Source organism: Actinomyces radicidentis (assembly GCF_001553565.1).
Taxonomy (GTDB): domain Bacteria; phylum Actinomycetota; class Actinomycetes; order Actinomycetales; family Actinomycetaceae; genus Actinomyces; species Actinomyces radicidentis.
This window is the reverse complement of record NZ_CP014228.1, coordinates 1,467,130-1,487,645: the sequence shown is the minus strand read 5'-3', so window position 1 is coordinate 1,487,645 and position 20,516 is coordinate 1,467,130. Positions and strand designations below refer to the sequence as shown.

The window sequence follows — 20,516 nt, the reverse complement described above, 5'->3', positions numbered from 1 at the left end:
TCGGGTTATCCACAAGCACAGCCCTCGCATCTGTGGATACGACGACGGCGCCGCTCCCCGGGTGGGGAGCGGCGCCGTCGGTGCGTCGGACGCGAGGTTGCTGCCGGCCTCAGGCGCTGACGAGGGAGCTGATCGCGGACTGGAAGAGGCGCAGGCCGTCAGTGCCGGTGCGGGGGCCGGTGGCGGAGTCGGGACCGAAACCGGGCTCGACGGCGTGCTCCGGGTGCGGCATGAGGCCGACGACGTTGCCGCGCTCGTTGCGGACGCCCGCGATGTCGTTGGCGGAGCCGTTCGGGTTGTCGAGGTAGCGGAAGACGACGCGGCCCTCGCCCTCGAGGCGCTCGAGCTCGGCCGGGGAGGCGATGAAGTTGCCCTCGCCGTTCTTGAGCGGGACGGTGATCTCCGCACCGTCCTCGAAGAGGTTGGTCCAGGCGGTGGTCGTGGACTCGACGCGCAGGCGCTGCTCGCGGCAGATGAACTTCTGCTGCTCGTTGCGGATGAGGGCGCCGGGCAGGAGGTGGGCCTCGGCGAGGATCTGGAAGCCGTTGCAGATGCCCAGGACGGGCATGCCCTTGCCGGCGGCCTCGACGACCTCGGTCATGACGGGGGCGAAGCGGGCGATGGCGCCGCAGCGCAGGTAGTCGCCGTAGGAGAAGCCACCGGGGACGACGACGGCGTCGACGCCGTGGAGGTCGGCGTCCTTGTGCCACAGGGAGACGGGCTCGGCGCCGGCGAGGCGGACGGCGCGCAGGGCGTCGACGTCGTCGAGGGTTCCGGGGAAGGTGATGACGCCGATGCGGGTCACGCCTGGGCTCCCTCGTCCGCCCGCACGGAGATGACGTCCTCGATGATGGGGTTCGACAGGAGCGTCTCGGCGGCCTTGGCGGCGGCGTCGAGGTCCTCCTGGGTGACCTCCCCGTCCACCGTCAGCTCGAAGCGGCGCCCCTGGCGCACGGAGGTGAACTGGTCGAATCCGAGTCGCGGGAGGCTTCCCACGACCGCCTTGCCCTGCGGGTCAAGGATCTCCGGCTTGGGCATGACCTCGACGACGATGCGTCCCATCGGTCCTCCTGGGTTGTCTGGGGAGAGGAAGGTCCTCGCTCAGGGTACCCCGCTCGTCTCGGGCCCGGACGCCCGGTCTCAGCACCGGAGCGCGCCCGCGTCCGGGAGGCCGTCTGCGGAGCGGGCGGGGCTCAGCACTGCGGCGCTCCGGGGGGCGGGCCCCGCGGGTGCGCCGCGCCCGCGGGGCCGCCCCGGCCGGCTCAGACGTGCCCGAGCCAGTCCCCCGCGAGGCGGATGGCGATGGTCCCGCCGACGGCGAGGGCCGCGGTGCCGAGCAGCCAGGCGGGGCCGAGGACGAGGGCGACGACGGCGCAGACCACCGCGCCGGCGAGCATGAAGCCGCCGACGGCGCCGGCGACGCCGGCGGGGGCCTGGCGGGAGGTGTCGAGGGTCGAGGTTCCCATGACGTGAACGGGCCCGGGCACGCCGTCGACGCCGCTGCGCGACTCGGTGAGGCCGGCGAGCTCGTCGACCTCACGCGGGGTCCAGCGCTCGTCCTCCCGAGCGACGGGAGTGCCTCCGGCCCAGGCGAGGTAGCCGGCGGCCGAGACGAGCCCGGCGCCGCCGAGGACGACGACGAGCCACGGCGGGACCCAGGGGTGGCCTGCGTCGGCCGCGGTCGCGAGGTTCATGGCGGACCAGGTGGCCAGCACGAGGCCGAGGAGCGCGTAGAGGACGCCGGTGAGGCGCCGACGGCGGACCGCGGCGGGCCAGGGTGTGCGGGCGCGCTGGCCCGGGGTGGGCGCGGGCTCGGGGGCCTCGCGGCCGACGCCCCAGTCGACGTCGGGGTCCGTCGGGCCGGAGGCGCCCGCCGTGCGGGCGGCGCCCGGGCGCGGGCGGGGCGCGCTCGTGCCCCAGTCGACGGGCTCGTGATCCTGGGAGGGGCGGCTCTGTCGGCCGATCGGCGGCGTCACCGGATCACCTGCCCGAGGACGCTGGCGAGGCCGAGGGCGACGAGGACGAAGCCGACGCAGCCGCCGAGGAGCTGGAGGACGCGCATGATCCCCTCCCCCGCGCTCGTTCCGGCGAGGCGCTCGTCGGCGGCGACGCCGAGGCGGGTGGAGGCGAGGAGCGTCGAGACGGGACCCGTGACGACGTCACGGGTGGTGAGCTCCCGCCGGCCGCCCGAGGGCGGGAGGCTGAGGTCGGTGCCGAGGACGGGGCGCGCGAGGTCGGTGCCGGGGCGGGCTGCAGCACGGCGGGCGCCGCGGCCGCGCCCGTCCGCGGCGGCTCCTGCGGCGCCGTCGGCGGCGGCCTGCTCGGCGCGACGGCGCTGGGCGGCGCGGGCGCGGTTGCGCTCGAGGCGCAGGCGCGGGGCGTTGACGACGAGGGAGCGTGCGGGGACGCGGAGCCAGGCGATGAGCCCGGCACCCAGGATGACGAGGGCGATGCCGCCGAGGACGGCGGAGGCGCCCTTGGCGCCGAGCGAGGCGGTGACGGCGGCCGCGAGCGCCAGCACGATGACGAGCAGGGCCCCCGCCCCGACCACGATGAGGCCGGGGCCGGGCGTGAAGCGGCGCTGCGTCGTCGAGGACCCCTGGGGCGCGGGGGCGTCTCCCGCCGCGGTGCTCACAGCGCGAGGGGCGAGCCGGTGAGGCGCTCGTAGGCCTCGAGGTAGCGGGCGCGGGTGCGCTCGACGACCTCGGCGGGCAGGGCCGGGGGCTCGGCGTCGCCGTGGCGGTCCCAGCCGGACTCCTCGGTGAGCCAGTCGCGGACGAACTGCTTGTCGAAGGAGGGGGTGACCTCGCCGGGGACCCACTCGGAGGCGGGCCAGAAGCGCGAGGAGTCGGGGGTGAGGACCTCGTCGCCGAGGACGATGCGGCCGGAGGCGTCGGTGCCGAACTCGAACTTGGTGTCCGCGAGGAGGATGCCCCGCTCTCGCGCGATCTCCGCGGCGCGGGAGTAGAGGCGGATGGTGAGCTCGCGCAGAGCGGCGGCGGGGCGGTCCCCGATCATCTCCTTGACGCGGTCGAGAGACACGTTCTCGTCGTGGTCGCCGAGCTCGGCCTTGGCGGCAGGTGTGAAGACGGGGCGCGGAAGGCGGGAGGCCTCGGTGAGGCCGCCGGGCAGGGCGACGCCGCAGACCTCCCCGCCGGCGCGGTACTCGACCAGGCCGGAGCCGGTGAGGTAGCCGCGGGCGACGCACTCGACGGGGTACATGTCGAGGCGCTCGCAGATCATGGCGCGGCCGGCGACCTGCTGGGGCACGTCCATGGAGACGAGGTGGTTGGGGACGACGTCGGCGAGCTGCGCGAACCACCACGCGGACAGGGCGGTGAGGACCTTGCCCTTGTCCGGGATCTCGGTCGAGAGGATGTGGTCGTAGGCGCTGATGCGGTCCGAGGCGACGACGAGGAGGACGTCCTTGCCGTCCCAGTCACCGCCGGCGGCGGGCCGGTAGACGTCGCGGACCTTGCCGGAGGAGACGTGCTCCCAGCCCGGGACCTCGGGGGCCGGGGGGATGACGGGCTTCGAGGGGGTGGCGGGCGCTGCGGGGCTCATGGCCCCATCCTGCCACCGGTGTGTGACAGGCATCGCCCGCTCCCACGGCGGCGTCCGCCCTCCCGGGCGCCCGTGGACTCGCGCACCCGGGCCCGGAGCGCCGACCGGTGCCGTGATCGGGCCCCGTGACGCGACGAGGGCGCGGCCCCGACCGACGGGATCGTGCCCTCGTGGGTGCCTGGGCTGCGGGCTCAGCGGCCGAGCGCGATGTCGGTGCGGTGCTGCGAGCCCTCGAGGTGGATGCGGGACAGGCCCTCGTAGGCGCGCTCGCGCGCGGCCCGGACGGAGTCGCCGAGCGCGACGACGGACAGGACGCGGCCGCCGGTGGCGATGAGCCTGCCGTCGTCGTCGAGGCCGGTGCCGGCGTGGAGGACGTGGACGCCCTCGACCTGCTCGGCCTCCTCGACTCCGGTGATGACGCCGCCGGTGGTGACGGTGCCCGGGTAGCCGGGGGCGGCGAGGACGACGTCGACGGCGGCCTGGTCCGCCCAGGTGGGGGCGGGGACCTCGTCGAGGCGGCCGGTGGCGGCAGCGAGCAGCAGCTCGGGCAGGGAGGAGGTGAGGCGTGCGAGGACGGCCTGGGTCTCGGGGTCGCCGAAGCGGACGTTGAACTCGACGACGCGGGTGCCCTTGCTGGTCAGCGCGAGGCCGCAGTAGAGCAGGCCGGAGAAGGGAGTACCGCGGCGGGCCATCTCGTCGACGACGGGCTGGGCGACGTCGCGGACGACCTCCTCGGTGAGGCCGTCGGGGGCCCAGGTGAGCGGCGTGTAGGCGCCCATGCCGCCGGTGTTGGGGCCGGCGTCGCCGTCGCCGAGGCGCTTGAAGTCCTGGGCGGGGGCGAGCGGGCGGACGGTGGCGCCGTCGCAGACGCAGAAGAGGGAGACCTCGGGGCCGTCGAGGAAGTCCTCGATGACGACGCGGCCGCCCTCCTTGGCGAGGCAGGCGCGGCCGTGCTCGAGGGCGGCGTCGCGGTCGGAGGTGACGACGACGCCCTTGCCGGCGGCCAGGCCGTCCTCCTTGACGACGTAGGGGGCGCCGAAGCGGTCGAGGGCGGAGGCGAGCTCGTCCTCGGTGGCGCAGACGGCGGCGGCGGCCGTGGGGACCCCGGCGGCCTCCATGACCTCCTTGGCGAAGGCCTTGGAGCCCTCGAGGCGGGCGGCCTCGGCGCCGGGGCCGAAGACGGGGAACCCGGCGTCGCGCAGGGAGTCGGCGACGCCGGCGACGAGGGGCGCCTCGGGGCCGACGACGACGAGGTCGGCCTCCATCTCGGTGGCGAGGGAGAGGACCTCGGCGGGGTCGGAGGCGTCGGCCTTGAGGTTGGTGGCGATGGTCGCGGTGCCGGGGTTGCCGGGGGCGACGACGAGCTCGGTGGTGGTGGGATCGGCGGCGAGGGCGCGGGCCAGGGCGTGCTCGCGCGCGCCGGACCCGAGAAGCAGGATCTTCACGGGATCAGCGTAGCGGGGCGGGCGCGCTGCGCGCCCGGGGTCTCAGGCCGCGTGCGCGGCCCCGCGCGGCACGGGGACGGGCACGACGTCACTTCACAAGATGCTTGAGGGGAGCATCCTCCTAGTGGGACCACTCAGAATCCGACTCATCAGCAGCAGGAAGAATATCGACGCCGACGGACCTCATTCACCGCCTCGAGCGCGGTCCGTGCGGCTTCACGGGCCGAGTCGGAGTCGAGCTCGGCCCAAATCTCGGCATGCAACTGACGAAGGGTGCGTTCGACGTTCGCGTCCGCCGTGTTGTCTGCTTGATCCTGCATCGCGGAATCGGATCGGTTCGTGCTTCCGAACATAGTCTCGAAGTCGAGGAATCGCTGAGCAGCATCCGCTGTCTTGCAGAGGAGCTCGTTGAGGACCAATCGACGGAGGTGACGAGTCCCCAGGGCTCCGTGGCGCCAGAAGTAACTCACGGCCCCCAACGACAGGGCGAGGCTCGCACCCGCAGCGAGGACACCGACGATGACGACGCGCACGGGCTCCGGAGCCGCTGCCAGACCAGCGCCAATCCCACTGCCCAGACCGAGCAGTACAGCGATCACGGTGAAGGTGACCCCATCGAAGACCGCACGACGCGCCAGGCATAGCCGTGCACGAAACTCGAAGGACACGCCGATGGCACAACAGAGCACAGCCGCGACGATCGCCAGGCCTTCTCCACGTGCGAGCACGAGAACGATCACAGCCAGGACAACGAGCACAGCAGCAGGCCAGGTGGTCCACCTCGCAACGGCTCTGTCCACAGCGGACGTCGCGTCGGCCGCTTCCAACGGAGCTGCCGGATCCACGAACGTGGTCCGTCTCTTGCGCCGACCGCAGCAGCACCCTTCACACCCGCACGGACACTCTCCAGGCTGGCCGGCCGTCCCGAGAGAGATCTCAGTAACCGCGATGAGCCCCTGCAGTGAGTTCGCGTACTCGACAAGCAACCCCGCGCCAGACTGCCGAGTCACAGCCGGCAATATGGCGATGACGACCCACACAACGGTCAAGACCACAGCGGTCGCGATTGGCGCGATCTCGGGGGTTCCCACCGCGACGACGATGGCGACTCCGGCGAGAGCCCCGGAGACGATTCCCATGCCCGTGAGAACGCCGAAGACGACGTTGGAACGGCGTTCCTCGGCAGTGACCTGTGCCAGCGAGGCGTGCTCCTCGAGAAGGGTTCGCCACTGCTTGGGCTCAACAACCACGAGAGCGACGACGAGGCTGGCGATGCCGAGGGCGAGGGTCGCCAGGGTGCCCTCGCTCCCCCCTCCGGTATTGCTGATGGCGGCTCGCGTCAGATGTCCGTCGGACACAAGGCCGCCGAGCGGAAATCCGACGACGACAATCACCAGCAGGACGTGGAGCACGAGCGAGGTACCAGGCGACAGATAATTCACTCGGGGGTCGAGGAACGACGCCTTTGCAGCTCTCGCCTGGTCAGGGAATCCAGGGAGTTCCATGCCGCAATGCCACACCCCGAACGGGAACTCGGAGAGGGACGTTGATCCCGGTCAAGTCCTTGGAAAGGCATCTGGTGCCTTATTCAGACGCATCGGGCGGGGCGGTGGCCGCTGACGTCACCGCCCCGCGGTGGAGTGACCCGGTGCGCCGCCGCGCCCGTCGTCGGCCCGCTGCCCAGGGCCGACGACGGGCGCGCGGGGGGTGTCAGCGGACCCGGTTGGCGGTCGTGCGCCCGTGCGAGTGGCTGCTCGAGGCGTGGCCGCCGGTGTACGGGCGCTCCTTGCCGTTGGGCGTGCGGACGACGACGCTCGTCTCGTCCTGGCCGGTGACGACGTCGACGACCGTGCCGTGGACGTCGAGGACGACCTTGGCCGACAGGGCGGCGGCGAGGTCGATGCGCTGCCAGCCGAGGCTCGAGGAGTCGAGCGGGTAGCCGGAGTCGATCTCGGCGGAGGCGAGAACGGAGCGCCGCTGGGCGTCGGTGAGGGTCGGGAAGGCGGTGACGAGGAGGTCCTCGCCGCCCTCGGGGACGCGGGCGGCCTGGCCCGTGGTGCCGGTCTGCGTGAAGCCGTAGGTCATGCGGGCGCGGTAGGCCGCCAGGGCCGAGCTGCGGTCCGTGACGGGGCTGGTGGAGACGACGTCGGTGAAGGCGTTGGTGTAGCCGCCCGCGTCGTTGGCGTCGAGGGCGTCGATGCAGTCCTCGAGGGTGTCGCCGTAGCCGGCGTCCTCGCACTTGCCCTCGAGGTAGCTCTCGAGCTCGGCCTGCGCGGGCTCGACGGTGCCGCTGATGATCTCGGGGTCGGAGAGGCGGGCGGAGAGCTCGGCGGAGGCCGTGATGCGGCCGCCCATGGCGTCGAGCGGGTAGTGGACGCCGAGGACGATGCGGTTGTTGCCGGCCTCGGAGGAGCGGGTGAGGACCTCGGGGGCGAGCTCGGCGAGCGCGATGCCGACGGATTAGGCGTAGGTGGTGTGCCCGGAGGGGAAGGCCTGGGAGGGCTTGGTCATGTCGGCGAGGTTGCCGTAGCCGCCGGTGTGGGTGAGGCCGGTGGTCGGGTCGGTCCAGTCGGGGACCTGGTGGATGCCGAGGTTGTCGGCGAGACCGGCCATGTCGTTGGCGTTCTCGCCGAGGTCGGTGGGCCGCGGGACTCGAGGTAGGGACGCGGGTAGTTGTAGTACTTCTTCGCGTTGCCGGTGCTGGTGCCCTCGCCGACCTCGTCGATCCACGCGGTGGTGAAGGGCAGGGAGCTGTCCGCGACGCCCTCGGAGGACCACCCGCCGAGGACGGGCCCGAGGGAGTCGGGCAGGGTCTGCTTCCAGTCGTAGTCGGCGTCGATGAGGGCGCGGTGGGCCTGGGTCTGGTCGGCGGAGCCGGCCGCGTTGATGGACTGGACGATCTCGTCGTTGTGGCCGAGGACGGCGGGGTCCTTGACGTCGCCGGTGTAGGCGGTGGCGGCCTTGGTCTCGTCCGAGGTCTCGACGAAGGTCTTGGGCGTCCAGTAGCTCTCCATGTCGGAGAGCAGGGAGACGACGTCCGGGTCGGCGCCGCCTGAGCGGGCACCGCAGGAGCCCAGGCGGGCCCAACACGCGCCGGCCCCGGCCCGTCACGAGGACGGACCGGGGCCGGCTCTGCCGGCAAAGCCGACGTCAGGACTCGTGCTGCCGCGTCGCTCAGGCCTCCTTGGCCGCGGCGATGCGCTCGCGGAACTTGGCGAGCTGCTCGGTGATGGCGGCGGGCACCTTGTCGCCGAACTGCTTGAAGTACTCCTCGGTGTCCTCCATCTCGGCGGCCCAGGCGTCGGGGTCGATGTCGTACATCTTGTTCCACTCGGCCTCGCCCACCTCGATGCCCTCGAGGTTGAAGTCCTCGAGCCTCGGGTAGCGGCCGGTCACGCCGTCGACGGCCTCGACCTCGCCGCCGGCGCGACGGACGATCCAGTCGAGGACGCGGGAGTTGTCGCCATAGCCCGGCCAGAGGAACGCGCCGTCCTCGTCCTTGCGGAACCAGTTGACCTGGTAGACCTTCGGGAACTTGTCGCCCAGCTTCTCCTGCATCTCAAGCCAGTGCCCCCAGTAGTCGGCCATGTTGTAGCCGCAGAAGGGCAGCATGGCGAAGGGGTCGTGGCGCAGGGAGCCGGCCTTGACGTCCGTGGCGGCCGCGGTGACCTCGGAGGCGACGGAGGCGCCGATGAAGACGCCGTGGGCGGCCTCGTACTGCTCGGCGACGAGCGGGACGTTACTGGCGCGGCGACCGCCGAAGAGGATCGCGTCGATCGGGACGCCCTCGGGGGCCTCCCAGTCGGGGCAGATGATCGGGCACTGCGAGGCGGGCGTCGTGAAGCGCGAGTTCGGGTGCGCGGCCTTCTTGCCCGCGGCGGCGTCGGCCGGCGTGTAGTCGTTGCCGTTCCAGTCGATGAGGTGGTCCGGCAGGGGCGCGTCGATGCCCTCCCACCACACGTCGCCGTCGTCGGTGAGGGCGACGTTCGTGAAGATGGTGTTGGCCTTCATCGTCTCCATGGCCATCGGGTTCGTCTTGTAGGACGTGCCCGGGGCGACGCCGAAGAAGCCGGCCTCGGGGTTGATGGCGCGCAGGGTGCCGTCCGGGCCCGGGCGCATCCAGGCGATGTCGTCGCCGACGGTCTCGACCTTGTAGCCGGGGATCGTGGGCTGGAGCATCGCGAGGTTGGTCTTGCCGCAGGCGCTCGGGAAGGCGGCGGTGACGTGGTAGCGCTTGCCGGACTTCTCGTCGGTGAGGCGCAGGATGAGCATGTGCTCGGCCATCCAGCCGTCGCGGCGGGCCATGGTCGAGGCGATGCGCAGCGCGTAGCACTTCTTGCCGAGGAGGGCGTTGCCGCCGTAGCCGGAGCCGTAGGACCAGATCTCGTTGGTCTCGGGGAAGTGGGTGATGTACTTCTCCTCGTTGCACGGCCAGGTCGTGTCCTTCTCACCCGGGGCGAGCGGGGCGCCGACGGAGTGCACGGCGGGGACCCACGGGCGACCCTCGGCGATGAGGTCCATCGCGGGGGTGCCGGTGCGCGCCATGATCCGCATGGAGACGACGACGTACGGGGAGTCCGTGATCTCGATGCCGAGCTGGGAGATCGGCCCTCCCAGCGGACCCATCGAGAAGGGGATGACGTACATGGTGCGCCCGGCGTAGGCGCCGTCGAACTTCTCGTTGAGGATCTTCTTCATCTCGGCCGGGTCGTACCAGTGGTTGGTCGGGCCGGCGTCCTCCTCCTTCTCGGAGCAGATGAAGGTGCGGGACTCGACTCGCGCGACGTCGCTCGGCAGCGAGCGGGCGAGGAACGAGTTGGGTCGCTTCTCGGGGTTGAGGCGGGTGAGCATCCCGGAGGCGACCATCTCGTCGGTGAGGCGGGTCCACTCCTCGTCGGAGCCGTCGGTGAAGACGACCTGCTCGGGCTTCCCGAGCTCGGCGATGCGGATCGCGAAGTCGATGACGTCCTGCGAGGCGTTGGCCGGCGCAGCGTTGCGCACGTCCTGCTCAGTCACAGCCATTGTGGTTCCCTCCGTTGGGTTCAATCGGGTGTGTCGAGAGCAATGGTGCCGTACGGGAGGCGGCTGCACGTCCTCCCAAAGTCCCTGATCGGCTGCACCTATGCCCGAGCGCACCCCCACCGCCTGCACCGAGGTGCATCGCTCGTGCACGACGTCGCACGTGTACGGTCCAGACGTGCCCACCACCACCCCCGCCGCACCCGACGACGCCCCCGGCCTCACGGGCGCCGCACGCCCAGCGACCGCCCGCCGTCGCCGCCTCCTGGCCGGTGCCGCCGTCGCCACGAGCGCGCTGGCCCTCACAGGCTGCACCGCGCACATGGACATGACGATCTCGGCGGAGGGCACCTACGACGTCACCCTCGACATGCGGGACACGACCGGCTCCGTCTTCACTGACTCGACCGACTGCTCGCAGTACGCCGACCCGTCGCTCATCGGCGCGACGCAGGACGCGAAGGTCACGGCCACGAAGGTCGGCTCCGCGGACGACGACGGGGTCGGCTGCGAGGTCACGATCACCGGCGTCGCCGTGCCCGACGCGAGCGACGCGGCCACGGGGACGAACGCCCCCCTCGTCGAGCGCGACGGGAACCTGTACAAGGTGAGCGTCACCGGCTTCGACACGGGCAGCGAGCTCACCGACCCCCAGTCGGCCACGGCCGCGGCGGAGGACGGCTCCTCCGCCGCCCCCACGGACGCGGCCACCGCCGGGGCGACGGCCTCCGGCAGCGCCGACGCCGGCTCGCTCAACTCGGTCGTCGACGCGAAGGTGTCGATCACCTTCCCGGGCGCCGTCGTCGACGCCGACGGCGGCTCCGTCTCCGGCACGACCGTCACCTGGACGGACGCGGACGCGCTCTCCGACGGCGTCACCGCCACCGGCTACGCCGCGACGAACGAGGGGCGCAGCGTCTGGAACCGCTTCAGCGCGTGGATCATCGGCGGCGTCGTGGCCGCGGGCGTCGTCGTCGGCGCGCTGGCCTGGCGGCGCCACAGCCGCTGAGGCCGCTCGCAGCACGGCCCGGTTGAGCCGGTGCCCACAGGACCGCGCGGGGCCTGTGGCGGCACCGGCACCGCCCCTACACTCCGGGCATGGCCCCTCTCCCCCGCGCCTCCCTGCGCCGCCTCGCCGCGGCCGCCACGATCCCCCTGGTCCTCCTCCTGAGCGCCTGCGGCGTCAAGCAGGACTACACGATCGACAAGGACGGCACCGTCGACGTCACCTACTCGATGTGGGACGACTCCGGATCGGGCTACCTCACGAGGGACTCGTGCTCGGCCTCGAACGGCGCCGGCCCCACGGGAGGCTCCGTCACCTACGTCTACTCGGAGAACGACGAGGGCGACCCGACCTGCACCATGAAGGCGAAGGACCTGCCCCTGTCGAGCTTCGACGGGAGCACCGAGGGCCTGCCGACCATCACCCACCAGGACGGGCGGTACACCTTCACGCAGCAGGTCGGGGCCATGGCGCAGGCGGGGCAGACGCCGATGAGCTCCGCGACCGACATCTCCGTGACCGTCACCTTCCCGGGCAAGGTCGTCGAGGCCTCCGGAAACGCCTCGAAGGACGGGCGGACCGTCACCTGGAGCGACGTCAGCGCCGAGACCGCGTCGTTGAGGGCCGTCGGCAGTGACGGCTCGACGAGCCCGCTCACCTGGGTCGCGCTGGGCCTCCTCCTCGTGCTGCTCGTCGCGGGCGGCGTGGTGCTCGCCGTCGTCCTCGCCCGCCGGAACCGGCGGAGGGCGGGGGCGGCCGTGGGAGCGCAGTACGGCGTCCCGGTCGGTGCCCCCGGCGTCGGCCCGTACACCGGGCAGCCCGGAGCCCCGTTCGGCGCCCCTGTCCCCGGAGCGCCGAGCGCGGACCCGTACCGGACCGGTCCCGGTGCGGCGCAGGGCCGCACGGGGCAGCAGGGCGTGCCTCCCGTGCCGCAGGCGGGAACGCCGCAGGTCGGCTGGAGCCAGCCGGGCAGCGCGCCGACGGCCTCCCCGGCCCCGCCGCCGTGGCAGGGCGGGCAGGGCCAGCAGCCTCAGCCCGGATACCAGCAGCCCGGCGCGCCCGTGCCGGGGCAGGTTCCTCAGGCGCCGCAGACGGTGCAGCCCGCGCAGTTCCCGGCCGGCTCGCAGGAGCCGCCGACGTCGGCGCAGCCTGGGCAGCCGACGGCGTACGGCGCCGAGCAGCCCGGACGAACGGTCGACCTGTCGTCGCCGAATCCTTACGAGGCCGCCGAGCAGGTGCGCGCGCAGGGGTCCGCCTACCCGACCTACGGCTGGGGCCAGGGCGGTCGGACGGGCGGCGCCTCGGACGCGCGCTTCCGCCCGAAGGGCGACGGCTCGGGGACCGGCACCAGCGCCGTCTGACCTCGCACGGTCCGGCTCCGCGCCCCCGGGTCAGCGAGCCCCGCCCTCCCCATCCAGCCCGCTCCAGCCCACAGCCGCAGACGTCCTCGGCGAACCGCGACGCCGTCGGCGCCACCGTCTGCCGAGGACGTCTGCGGCTGTGCGGGATGAGGCTCCGGAGCGTCAGGCGAAGAGCGCCTGCGCCCAGGTCGTGTCAGTCTCCCCCACGCCCGCGGGCACGGCGAAGAGCGAGGACGAGCGGTGCTGGAGGTACTCCTGCATCGCGTCCGACTGCGTCATCCTCTCCAGGATCGGGTAGAAGTTCGTCCTCGGGTCGCGCACGAAGGCGATGAAGAACAGGCCCGTCTGGATGCGGCCGAGGGAGTCGTTGCCCTCGGTGTAGTTGTAGCCGCGGCGCAGCATCCGCCGCCCCGAGTTCCGCTGGGGGGCGACGACGGCGATGTGCGAGTCCGCGGGCACGAGCGTCTCGCCGTCGGAGCCCTTGGCCTCGTAGTCGACCGCGGTGAACTCGTCCTTCGACGACGTCGGGTTCTCGACGCTGAGCGGTGCGCCGTAGCGCTTGTCGCGGCCGATGACCTGCTCCTGCTCGCTGAGCCGGACGCGGTCCCAGACCTCGGAGGTCATGTGGATCTTGCGGGCCACCATGTAGGTGCCGCCCGTCATCCAGCCGGCCGCGTCGTCGTCGCCGTCCTGGACCCACAGGTGCTCGGCGAGCTCCTCGGCGGAGTCCTCGGCCTTGACGTTGTTCGTGCCGTCCTTGAAGCCGAAGAGGTTGCGCGGGGTCTCCTGGTCCTTCGAGGTCGAGGAGGTGCGGCCGTAGCCGATCTGGCTCCATCGCATCGTGGCGGTGCCGAAGGCGATCCGGGTGAGGTTGCGGATGGCGTGGACGCAGACCTGGGCGTCGTCGGAGCAGACCTGGATGAGGAGGTCGCCGGCGGAGTCCGCCTCCTTGATCTGGTCGCCCTTGAAGGTGGGGACGCCCTCGTCGAGGACGGACGGGAGCTTGTCGGCGATGCCGAAGCGGTCCTTGCCGTCGGAGTCGACGAAGAGGGACTTACCGACGCCGAAGGTGATGGTGAGCCCGGAGACCGGGTAGCCCCAGGCCTCGCCGGTGTCCTTGGGCGGGAGCTGGCTGTTGGCGTCGGGCTCGCCGCCGACGAGCTCGCCGCCGCACATCTGCTCGGCGGCCGTCGTCCACTGGGCGAGGAGGTCCTTGAGCTCGTCGGCGTCCTCGGTGGAGACGTCGAAGGCGGCGATGTAGAGGGTGTCCTGGGCGGGGGTGAGGATCCCCGCCTGGTGCTCGCCGCGGAAGGCGTAGGAGGTGGCGGTGGCCGGCTCGGGCTCCGGGGCGGTCGCACGGCCGGCGCCGAAGCCGGCCGCCGCTGCGGCGAGGGCCCCGATGCCGGCTCCGGCGAAGGCGCCGCGTCGGCTGACGCGCGGGCGCTCGGCGCCGCTCGTCCCACCGGCGGACCCCGATGGCGCCTGGGCGCCGTCGGGTCCGGTGGTCCCGGTTCCGGAGGGTTCCGTCGTCGCGCCCTGCCCAGCAGAACCCGCCTGCCCAGCCGTCCGCTCGACCTGCTCGGCGCCGTCCTGCGCCTTCCGCGAGAGGCGCATCAGTGCAGCACCGTCCCGGCGACCTGGGAGAGGGACTCGGACAGGGCGTTGACGGCGTCGGAGAGCTCGCGCTGGGCCTTCGTGTAGTCGGTGTCCGAGGGGGCCTCGCCGGCGTTCTTCTGGACGGCGGCGATGGTCGAGTAGTCGACGTACTTCGTGGCGCCGTCGGCGGTCTTTCCGTCCTCGTACTTCGCGAGGAGGTCGTCGACGGTCTTGAAGCGCTCGGTGATCTGCGTGGCGAGGTCCGTGTCGTTCGTCTTGACGATGTCCTCGACGTTGCCGTAGGCGACCTCGGCGCCCTCGACGTTGGCCTTGAAGTCGTAGAGGTCGGTGTGGGAGAAGGTCTCCTCCTCGCCGACGATCTTGGACAGGGCGACCTCCTCGAGGAGGGAGGCGGCGCCGGTGGCGACGTCGGTGAGGGTGAGCTCGAAGGCGCCGCCCGCGCCGTCGATCTTGCCGTAGACGAGGTCGTAGAGCTTCTGGGTGTTGTCGACGAGGTCCTGCCCGGCGCCCTTGCGGGCGAGGTCGTCGGCGAAGGCGAAGGGCGAGCCCTCGCCGCCGTCCCAGAGGTCGGCCTCGATGCGGTGCCAGCCGGTCCAGCCCTTGATGACGGACGCGTCGGTGGTGTCGGTGCCCGCGTCGGCGGCGAGGTCCTGGACGCGCAGGTCGAGGGCGCTGTCGAGGTCGCCGGGCTCCTCGATGCCGAAGGACTCGGCGGTGGGCTCGATGCGCTCGTAGTGCTGACGGGCGAGGGGGAAGAGCTCCTTGGCCCTGTCGGTGTCGCCGGAGGTGTAGGCGTCGACGAAGTCCTGCGTGGCGGTGAGGAGCTGGCCGACCTGGTCCTTGACGTAGGCGGTGTAGGAGGTGACGGCCTGCTCCTCGAGCTTGGCGACGTCGTCGGAGACCTCGACGGCGGCGCCCTTGGTGACGGTCAGCTTGGTGACGCCCTTGAGGTCGCCGACCATGTTGGGCTTGCAGGCGACGTAGTAGGTGCCCTCGGCGAGCGCGGTCGTGAGGGTGGCCGTGGTGCCGGGGCCGATGTTCTCCTGCTCGGAGACGATCTGGAGCTTGTTCTCGGTGAGGACCTCGAACTCGTTGGCGACGGTGCCCTTGTTCGTCATGGTGAAGGTGACGACGCCGGAGGGCATCTCCTCGGTCGAGAGGGTGAGGGCGTCGTCGGTGATCTCGACCGTGATGGCGGTGGCGCCCGCGGAGGCCCCGGCGGAGGCGGAGGAGCCGGAGGAGGAGCCCTGGTTGTTGTCGACGCAGCCGGCGAGGCCGACGCCGGCGAGCGCCAGGATCGGGAGGCCGAGGACGGAGCGCCGGGTGAGGCCGGGGCGGCGGGCGGGGGCGGTCGTGGCGGGCACGGGTTCTCCTTGGGGTGGGGTGGTGACGGGGTGCGTCGGGTTGGTCGGGCGGGGTGGTGGGTGCGGGACGCGTCAGGCGGTGACGGCGTCGGCGGACTCGGCCGAGGCGGCGTCGGCGGGGCGCGGGGCCGGGCGGCGGCCGCGGACCTGGCGGGTGAAGGCGATGACGGTGGGCACGAGGTAGAGCCACCAGGCGACGACCTGGAGGACGGTGGGGGCGACCTCGACCTGGAACATGGCCTTGAGGAGGATGTAGAGCCAGTGGACCGGCGAGTCCTGGCCGGGCAGGGCGGCTGAGAGGTCCCAGGCGTGGCTCATGACGCCGGGGAGGACGCCGGCCTCCTGGAGGTCGAGGACGGCGTAGGACGCGACGCCGGCGGCGACCAGGATGAGGAAGTAGCCGGTGACGTTGAAGAAGATCCGCATGTTGATGCGGACGGCGCCCTTGAAGACGACGTAGCCGAGCGCGATGGCGATGACGAGTCCGGTGAGGAGGCCGGCGGTGGTCGCGGAGACGTGGTTCTCGACGGAGGAGCGGACGGTGGCCCAGATGAACAGGGCGGTCTCGAGGCCCTCGCGGCCGACGGAGACGATGGCGATCCACACGACGCCCCAGCCCGAGGAGCTGCCGGCGAGCACGTCGTCGAGGGAGGACTCGATGCCCTTCTTGAGGGAGCGGGAGGACTTCCCCATCCAGAAGATCATCCAGGTGACCATGGCGACGGCGACCAGGGAGAGGGTGCCGCCGATGATCTCCTGGGCCTGGAAGGTGAGGGTCTTGGGGCCCCACGTGAGCAGGGCGCCGAAGGCGAGCGGGAGGCAGGCGGCCAGGGCGACGCCGACCCACATCTTGGGGAGGACGTCTCGACGGTCGGTGCGCACGAGGTAGGCGGCGATGATGCCGACGATGAGCGCGGCCTCGAAGCCCTCGCGGAGGGCGATGAGGAGGTTGGCGATGAACATGGGGCTCCCGCTGCTGGGTGTGCTGGCGGCCCGTGGGAGCGGGCCGGTCGCGGGGCGCCGTCGCGGTGCGATCGGGCCGGCAACGCAGTGCAGGCTAGCCTTACTTAGGAAGCACTACCAAATATCGTGCGTGAACTGTGACGTATACGGGGAATGACGCAATGGCGCGCTTATCAGCTCCACGACATTCATCGGCCGCACCTGCACGGGCGCGCCCACCCGCCTCGCCACGCCTCACCTCGCCGCGCAAACCATGACGTTGGCGGCAAACCACGACGCCGTCGCCGCCACAGTTTGCCGTGAGCGCCACGGTTTGCGTTCTGCGCGCAGCCGCGGCGCCCTCGCACGACAACGGCGGCCGACCACGCGTGGTGGTCGGCCGCCGTCGGATGCGTCGCAGGCGGTGTAGCACCTCAGCCCAGCGGACGCCGCAGGCGGGGTAGCACCTCAGCCCAGCGGACGCCGCAGGCGGGGTAGCACCTCAGCCCAGCGGACGCCGCAGGCGGGGTAGCGCGATCAACCCAGCAGCTCGTGGCGCACGATGGTGGCCTCGCGACCGGCGCCGACGCCGATGGCGGAGACGCGCACGCGGGCGAGCTCCTCGATCCGCTCGACGTAGCGCTGCGCGTTGACCGGCAGGTCCTCGAAGCGGCGCACGCCGGTGATGTCCTCGGTCCAGCCGGGGAGCTCCTCGTAGACCGGCTCGGCGTGGTGGAAGCCGGACTGGGTCAGCGGCATCTCGGTGACGCGCTCGCCGTCGACGTCGTAGGCGACGCAGACCGGGATGGTCTCGTGGCCGGTGAGGACGTCGAGCTTGGTCATGACGAGGTCGGTGAGGCCGTTGACACGGGCGGCGTAGCGGGTGACGACGGCGTCGTGCCAGCCGCAGCGGCGCGGACGGCCGGTGGTGACGCCGTACTCGCCGCCCTCCTCGCGCAGACGGTCGCCGTCGGCGTCGAGGAGCTCGGTCGGGAAGGGGCCCTCGCCGACGCGGGTGGTGTAGGCCTTGACGACGCCGACGACGGAGTCGATGCGGGTGGGACCGACGCCGGTGCCGGTGCAGGCGCCGCCGGCGGTCGGGTTGGAGGAGGTGACGAAGGGGTAGGTGCCGTGGTCGATGTCGAGCATGGTCGCCTGGCCGGCCTCGAAGAGGACGGTCTTGCCGGCGTCGAGGGCGTCGTTGAGGACGAGGGAGTCGTCGATGACCATGGGGCGGACGCGGTCCGCGTAGGAGAGGAGCTCGTCGGCGACGGCCTCGGGGTCGATCGGCTCGACGCCGAGGACCTTCTCGAAGAGGTCGTTCTTCTGGTCGAGGGCGCCGCGGACCTTCTGGCGCAGGATGGACTCGTCGAAGAGGTCCTGGATCCGGATGCCGATGCGGTTCATCTTGTCCGCGTAGGTCGGGCCGATGCCGCGGCCGGTGGTGCCGAGCTGGCGGTCGCCGAGGAACTTCTCGGTGGCGCGGTCCATGAGTCGGTTGTAGCTCGGGATGATGTGGGCGTTGGCGGAGACCTTGAGGGAGGCGGCGGACTTGCCGCGCTCCTCGATCTCGGCGATCTCCTGGAAGAGGACCTCGAGGTCGACGACGACGCCGTTTCCGATGATCGGGGTGACGCCGGGCGTGAGGACCCCGGCCGGGAGGAGGTGGAAGGCGAACTTCTCGCCGTCGATGACGACGGTGTGGCCGGCGTTGTTGCCGCCGTTGAACTTGACGACGTAGTCGACGTCCTGACCGAGCTGGTCGGTCGCCTTCCCCTTGCCCTCGTCGCCCCATTGGGTTCCGACGACCACGACGGCTGGCATTGTGCACTCCCTGAGTCGCTTGCGGCGCAGCGGTGGCCGCGCCGCGCCCCAGCCTACCGGAGCGACCGAGGGGCGGACCGGTCCGTAACGGGCGGCGGAGGAGCGCAGTGCTTGCACTCACGGTCTTGAGTATCGTTATCATCCTTGGCATGAGAACCCCACTCCCCCGACGCACACCGATCCTCGCCGCCGCGATGGGCCTCACCCTGAGCCTCGCCGCGTGCGGCGGCGCCACCAGCGGCTCCTCCGAGGCCGACAGCACCACCTCCGGCCAGCCGAGCGCCACCGCGAGCGCCTCCTACAAGGAGATCGAGGTGGCCGACCTCGAGCCCCGCGCCGCCATCGCCTACGACGGCGGCATCCAGGTCCTCGACACCGCCACCGGCGAGGTCCTCGCCGACATCAAGAAGGAGGGCTTCCTCCGCCTCAACGCCGCCGGCGACGGTCGCCACGTCCTCGTCTCCTCCTCCGAGGGCTTCGAGGTCCTCGACCTCGGCCTCATCGTCAAGCCCCACGGCGACCACAACCACTACTACGAGGTCCAGCCCCACCTCACCGGCTCCGTCGTCCCCGCCGAGCACCCGGGGCACGTCGTCACCCACGCCGGCCGCACCTCGCTCTTCGCCGACGGCACGGGCACCGTCACCACCTTCGACCTCGACGCCCTCGAGGACGGCGTGCTCGACGACGCCGAGCTGACCAGCTTCGACACCGAGTCCCCGCACCACGGCGTCGCCGTCCCGCTCGAGAACGGCAACTGGCTCGTCACCCACGGCACCGAGGACGAGCGTCACACCGTCCAGGAGCGCGACGCCGACGGCAAGGTCATCACCGAGACGACCGACTGCCCCGGCGTGCACGGCGAGGCGACCGCCTCCGGCGACGGCGACGTCGCCACCTTCGGCTGCGAGAACGGCCCGGTCGTCTACTCCGGCGGGCAGTTCCACAAGGTCGACGTCCCCGAGGACTACCAGCGCTCCGGCAACCAGGCCGGCAGCGAGGACTCCCCCTACGTCCTGGTGGACTACAAGACGGAGAAGCCCACGGAGGACGGCGACATCGAGCGCCCCACGAAGGTCGGCATCATCAACACCGCGAAGACCTCGGTCTCCACCGTCGAGCTCGGATCGGCCTACTGGTTCCGTTCGCTGGGCCGCGGCGAGGACGGCGAGGCCGTCGTCCTCACGGCTGACGGCAGGCTCCACGTCATCGACCCGGCCAGCGGCCAGGAGCAGCGGGCCACGGACGTCGTCAAGCCGTGGACCGAGAACGATAACTGGCAGGCCCCCGGCCCGAACCTGCGGACCGTCGGCGACTTCGCCTACGTCACCGACGCCGCGGCGAAGACCCTCAGCCTCGTCCAGGTCTCCACCGGCGACGTCCTGTCGACCACCGAGCTGTCGATCGTCCCCAACGAGATGGCCGTCGTCGACGCCGAGAACGCCGCCAAGCACGGGCGGCACTCCTCGACCTACGAGGGCTCCGACGGGGGCCACTGACCCGGGTGCCCCGACGGGCGGTGCCGGCTGTCGGAGCTCCGCCCGACCCTCGAGGCTCCCCGTGTCCCCGGGTCGGGTCATCGCTCACTCGCCCGTACTCCTCCGGGAACGCACGTCGCCCCGGTCCTCCACCTGGGAGGACCGGGGCGACCTCGACCCTGCAGCCACTCGGCGGCGCGTCGGCTGCCCGGCCGGGATCCCGGCGCACGCGGCTCAGGCGGCGGACTCCCGGAGGTCTCCCATGACGCGGCGCTGGAGCAGGGCGATGAGGTAGGCGGCGAAGGCGACGCCGAGGAGGACCTCGAACCAGGCGACCGCCGTGCGCGAGCCCGGTAGGACGACGACGAGCACGAGGGGCGCGACGAGGACGGCCAGCGCGACGAGGGTGGTCCCGAGCCGGCCGACGGCGAGCCGGACCGCGTTCGCCAGGTGCCCGGCGACCGTGTTCTCGAAGAGGGCGACGAGCGGGACGAGCCAGACGAGGATCCCGGTCACCAGGGCGCTCCCCGCGAGGACAAGGCCGGAGACGGCGCCGGCGGTCCCCGCGCTCGCCGCGCCGCTCCCGGCGAGGACGTAGGCGACGGCCCCGGTCCCGGCCAGGGCGAGGACGGGGAGCCACCAGGCGAGCGACTGCAGCAGGGCGCCGCGGAAGGACCGCCACCAGGTCCGCAGGACGTAGCCCTCCTCGTCGCGCGCCATCTCGGCGGTGACGCGGGCGCAGGCGGTGAGTGCGGCGCCCGCGGTGACGAGCGGCGCGCTGGCGACGAGCGTGACGACGTTGACGAGCACGAGGTCCGCCGCGGACGACCACGCCCGGTGGAACGGGGTGCCCGGGCTGAGGAGTCCTGCCACGTGCCTTCCTTCCTTCGAGGTGG

18 protein-coding genes are annotated in these 20,516 nt (G+C 72.2%); 3 read left to right on the top strand and 15 right to left on the bottom strand.

What is annotated here, in order from left to right; genetic code table 11:
- Positions 1-109: 109 nt before the first annotated feature.
- The 10 genes from purQ to AXF14_RS06195 form a co-directional block, all read right to left on the bottom strand.
- Positions 110-805, bottom strand: coding sequence for a phosphoribosylformylglycinamidine synthase subunit PurQ (purQ, locus tag AXF14_RS06240; RefSeq protein WP_067941742.1), 696 nt, complete (start codon positions 803-805; stop codon positions 110-112).
- The gene (purS, locus tag AXF14_RS06235) at positions 802-1,062 is read right to left on the bottom strand and encodes a phosphoribosylformylglycinamidine synthase subunit PurS (protein WP_067941740.1); all 261 of its coding nucleotides are present in this window, start codon (positions 1,060-1,062) and stop codon (positions 802-804) included. Before purS ends, purQ begins: the two co-directional genes overlap by 4 nt.
- Before the next feature lie 200 nt (positions 1,063-1,262).
- On the bottom strand, positions 1,263-1,976 hold the full coding sequence (locus tag AXF14_RS14450; RefSeq protein WP_236756084.1) for a PsbA protein: 714 nt from the start codon (positions 1,974-1,976) through the stop codon (positions 1,263-1,265).
- Positions 1,973-2,635 (bottom strand): hypothetical protein, encoded by a 663-nt coding sequence (locus AXF14_RS06225; protein WP_067941738.1) that lies wholly within the window; start codon positions 2,633-2,635, stop codon positions 1,973-1,975. Before AXF14_RS06225 ends, AXF14_RS14450 begins: the two co-directional genes overlap by 4 nt.
- Complete coding sequence (locus AXF14_RS06220; protein ID WP_067941736.1) at positions 2,632-3,564, bottom strand: phosphoribosylaminoimidazolesuccinocarboxamide synthase; 933 nt, start codon at positions 3,562-3,564, stop codon at positions 2,632-2,634. Before AXF14_RS06220 ends, AXF14_RS06225 begins: the two co-directional genes overlap by 4 nt.
- Before the next feature lie 191 nt (positions 3,565-3,755).
- The gene (gene purD / locus AXF14_RS06215; protein WP_067941734.1) at positions 3,756-5,009 is read right to left on the bottom strand and encodes a phosphoribosylamine--glycine ligase; all 1,254 of its coding nucleotides are present in this window, start codon (positions 5,007-5,009) and stop codon (positions 3,756-3,758) included.
- A 149-nt stretch (positions 5,010-5,158) separates the two neighbouring features.
- Entirely contained in the window at positions 5,159-6,514 is a 1,356-nt protein-coding gene (locus tag AXF14_RS06210; protein WP_150118434.1) for a hypothetical protein, read from the bottom strand.
- Between the two features lie 205 nt (positions 6,515-6,719).
- Positions 6,720-7,364 (bottom strand): hypothetical protein, encoded by a 645-nt coding sequence (locus AXF14_RS06205; RefSeq protein WP_067941730.1) that lies wholly within the window; start codon positions 7,362-7,364, stop codon positions 6,720-6,722.
- A gap of 152 nt (positions 7,365-7,516) precedes the next feature.
- Positions 7,517-8,023 (bottom strand): phosphatase PAP2 family protein, encoded by a 507-nt coding sequence (locus tag AXF14_RS06200; RefSeq protein WP_067941728.1) that lies wholly within the window; start codon positions 8,021-8,023, stop codon positions 7,517-7,519.
- A 160-nt stretch (positions 8,024-8,183) separates the two neighbouring features.
- A complete protein-coding gene (locus AXF14_RS06195) occupies positions 8,184-10,031 on the bottom strand; it encodes a phosphoenolpyruvate carboxykinase (GTP) (protein ID WP_067941726.1) in 1,848 nt (615 codons plus the stop codon).
- Between the two features lie 175 nt (positions 10,032-10,206).
- Here AXF14_RS06195 and AXF14_RS06190 point away from each other — a divergent pair, with 175 nt between their 5' ends.
- A complete protein-coding gene (locus AXF14_RS06190) occupies positions 10,207-11,037 on the top strand; it encodes an LppM family (lipo)protein (RefSeq protein ID WP_236756082.1) in 831 nt (276 codons plus the stop codon).
- Positions 11,038-11,126: 89 nt separating this feature from the next.
- Positions 11,127-12,395, top strand: a complete 1,269-nt coding sequence (locus AXF14_RS06185; protein WP_067941724.1) for an LppM family (lipo)protein — start codon at positions 11,127-11,129, stop codon at positions 12,393-12,395.
- Between the two features lie 162 nt (positions 12,396-12,557).
- Here the strand turns inward: AXF14_RS06185 and efeB are convergent, their stop codons facing one another.
- The 4 genes from efeB to AXF14_RS06165 all read right to left on the bottom strand — a co-directional run bounded on the left by efeB (position 12,558) and on the right by AXF14_RS06165 (position 18,142).
- Complete coding sequence (efeB, locus tag AXF14_RS06180; protein ID WP_084355402.1) at positions 12,558-14,009, bottom strand: iron uptake transporter deferrochelatase/peroxidase subunit; 1,452 nt, start codon at positions 14,007-14,009, stop codon at positions 12,558-12,560.
- A complete protein-coding gene (gene efeO, locus AXF14_RS06175) occupies positions 14,009-15,376 on the bottom strand; it encodes an iron uptake system protein EfeO (protein WP_067941722.1) in 1,368 nt (455 codons plus the stop codon). Before efeO ends, efeB begins: the two co-directional genes overlap by 1 nt.
- 72 nt (positions 15,377-15,448) lie before the next feature.
- Positions 15,449-16,339 carry an iron uptake transporter permease EfeU gene (gene efeU / locus AXF14_RS06170; protein WP_067941720.1) on the bottom strand — a complete coding sequence of 297 codons (891 nt, stop codon included), beginning with the start codon at positions 16,337-16,339 and terminating at the stop codon, positions 15,449-15,451.
- A gap of 516 nt (positions 16,340-16,855) precedes the next feature.
- On the bottom strand, positions 16,856-18,142 hold the full coding sequence (locus AXF14_RS06165) for an adenylosuccinate synthase (protein WP_067941718.1): 1,287 nt from the start codon (positions 18,140-18,142) through the stop codon (positions 16,856-16,858).
- A gap of 149 nt (positions 18,143-18,291) precedes the next feature.
- On the opposite strand from AXF14_RS06165, the gene AXF14_RS06160 reads away from it, so the two are divergent.
- On the top strand, positions 18,292-19,641 hold the full coding sequence (locus AXF14_RS06160) for a hypothetical protein (protein WP_211260143.1): 1,350 nt from the start codon (positions 18,292-18,294) through the stop codon (positions 19,639-19,641).
- 213 nt (positions 19,642-19,854) lie between these two features.
- Here AXF14_RS06160 and AXF14_RS06155 read toward each other — a convergent pair whose 3' ends face one another.
- Entirely contained in the window at positions 19,855-20,493 is a 639-nt protein-coding gene (locus AXF14_RS06155; RefSeq protein WP_067941715.1) for a MusI family membrane protein, read from the bottom strand.
- Between the last annotated feature and the right edge of the window lie 23 nt (positions 20,494-20,516).

Excerpts from the sequence above, each read along its gene's own strand:
- purS (WP_067941740.1), bottom strand. The coding sequence starts at position 1,062 with ATGGGACGCATCGTCGTCGAGGTCATGCCCAAGCCGGAGATCCTTGAC.
- AXF14_RS06220 (WP_067941736.1), bottom strand. The coding sequence starts at position 3,564 with ATGAGCCCCGCAGCGCCCGCCACCCCCTCGAAGCCCGTCATCCCCCCG.
- AXF14_RS06210 (WP_150118434.1), bottom strand. The coding sequence starts at position 6,514 with ATGGAACTCCCTGGATTCCCTGACCAGGCGAGAGCTGCAAAGGCGTCG.
- AXF14_RS06205 (WP_067941730.1), bottom strand. The coding sequence starts at position 7,364 with ATGGGCGGCCGCATCACGGCCTCCGCCGAGCTCTCCGCCCGCCTCTCC.
- AXF14_RS06200 (WP_067941728.1), bottom strand. The coding sequence starts at position 8,023 with ATGGAGAGCTACTGGACGCCCAAGACCTTCGTCGAGACCTCGGACGAG.
- AXF14_RS06195 (WP_067941726.1), bottom strand. The coding sequence starts at position 10,031 with ATGGCTGTGACTGAGCAGGACGTGCGCAACGCTGCGCCGGCCAACGCC.
- AXF14_RS06185 (WP_067941724.1), top strand. The coding sequence starts at position 11,127 with ATGGCCCCTCTCCCCCGCGCCTCCCTGCGCCGCCTCGCCGCGGCCGCC.
- efeB (WP_084355402.1), bottom strand. The coding sequence starts at position 14,009 with ATGCGCCTCTCGCGGAAGGCGCAGGACGGCGCCGAGCAGGTCGAGCGG.
- efeU (WP_067941720.1), bottom strand. The coding sequence starts at position 16,339 with ATGTTCATCGCCAACCTCCTCATCGCCCTCCGCGAGGGCTTCGAGGCC.
- AXF14_RS06165 (WP_067941718.1), bottom strand. The coding sequence starts at position 18,142 with ATGCCAGCCGTCGTGGTCGTCGGAACCCAATGGGGCGACGAGGGCAAG.
- AXF14_RS06160 (WP_211260143.1), top strand. The coding sequence starts at position 18,292 with ATGAGAACCCCACTCCCCCGACGCACACCGATCCTCGCCGCCGCGATG.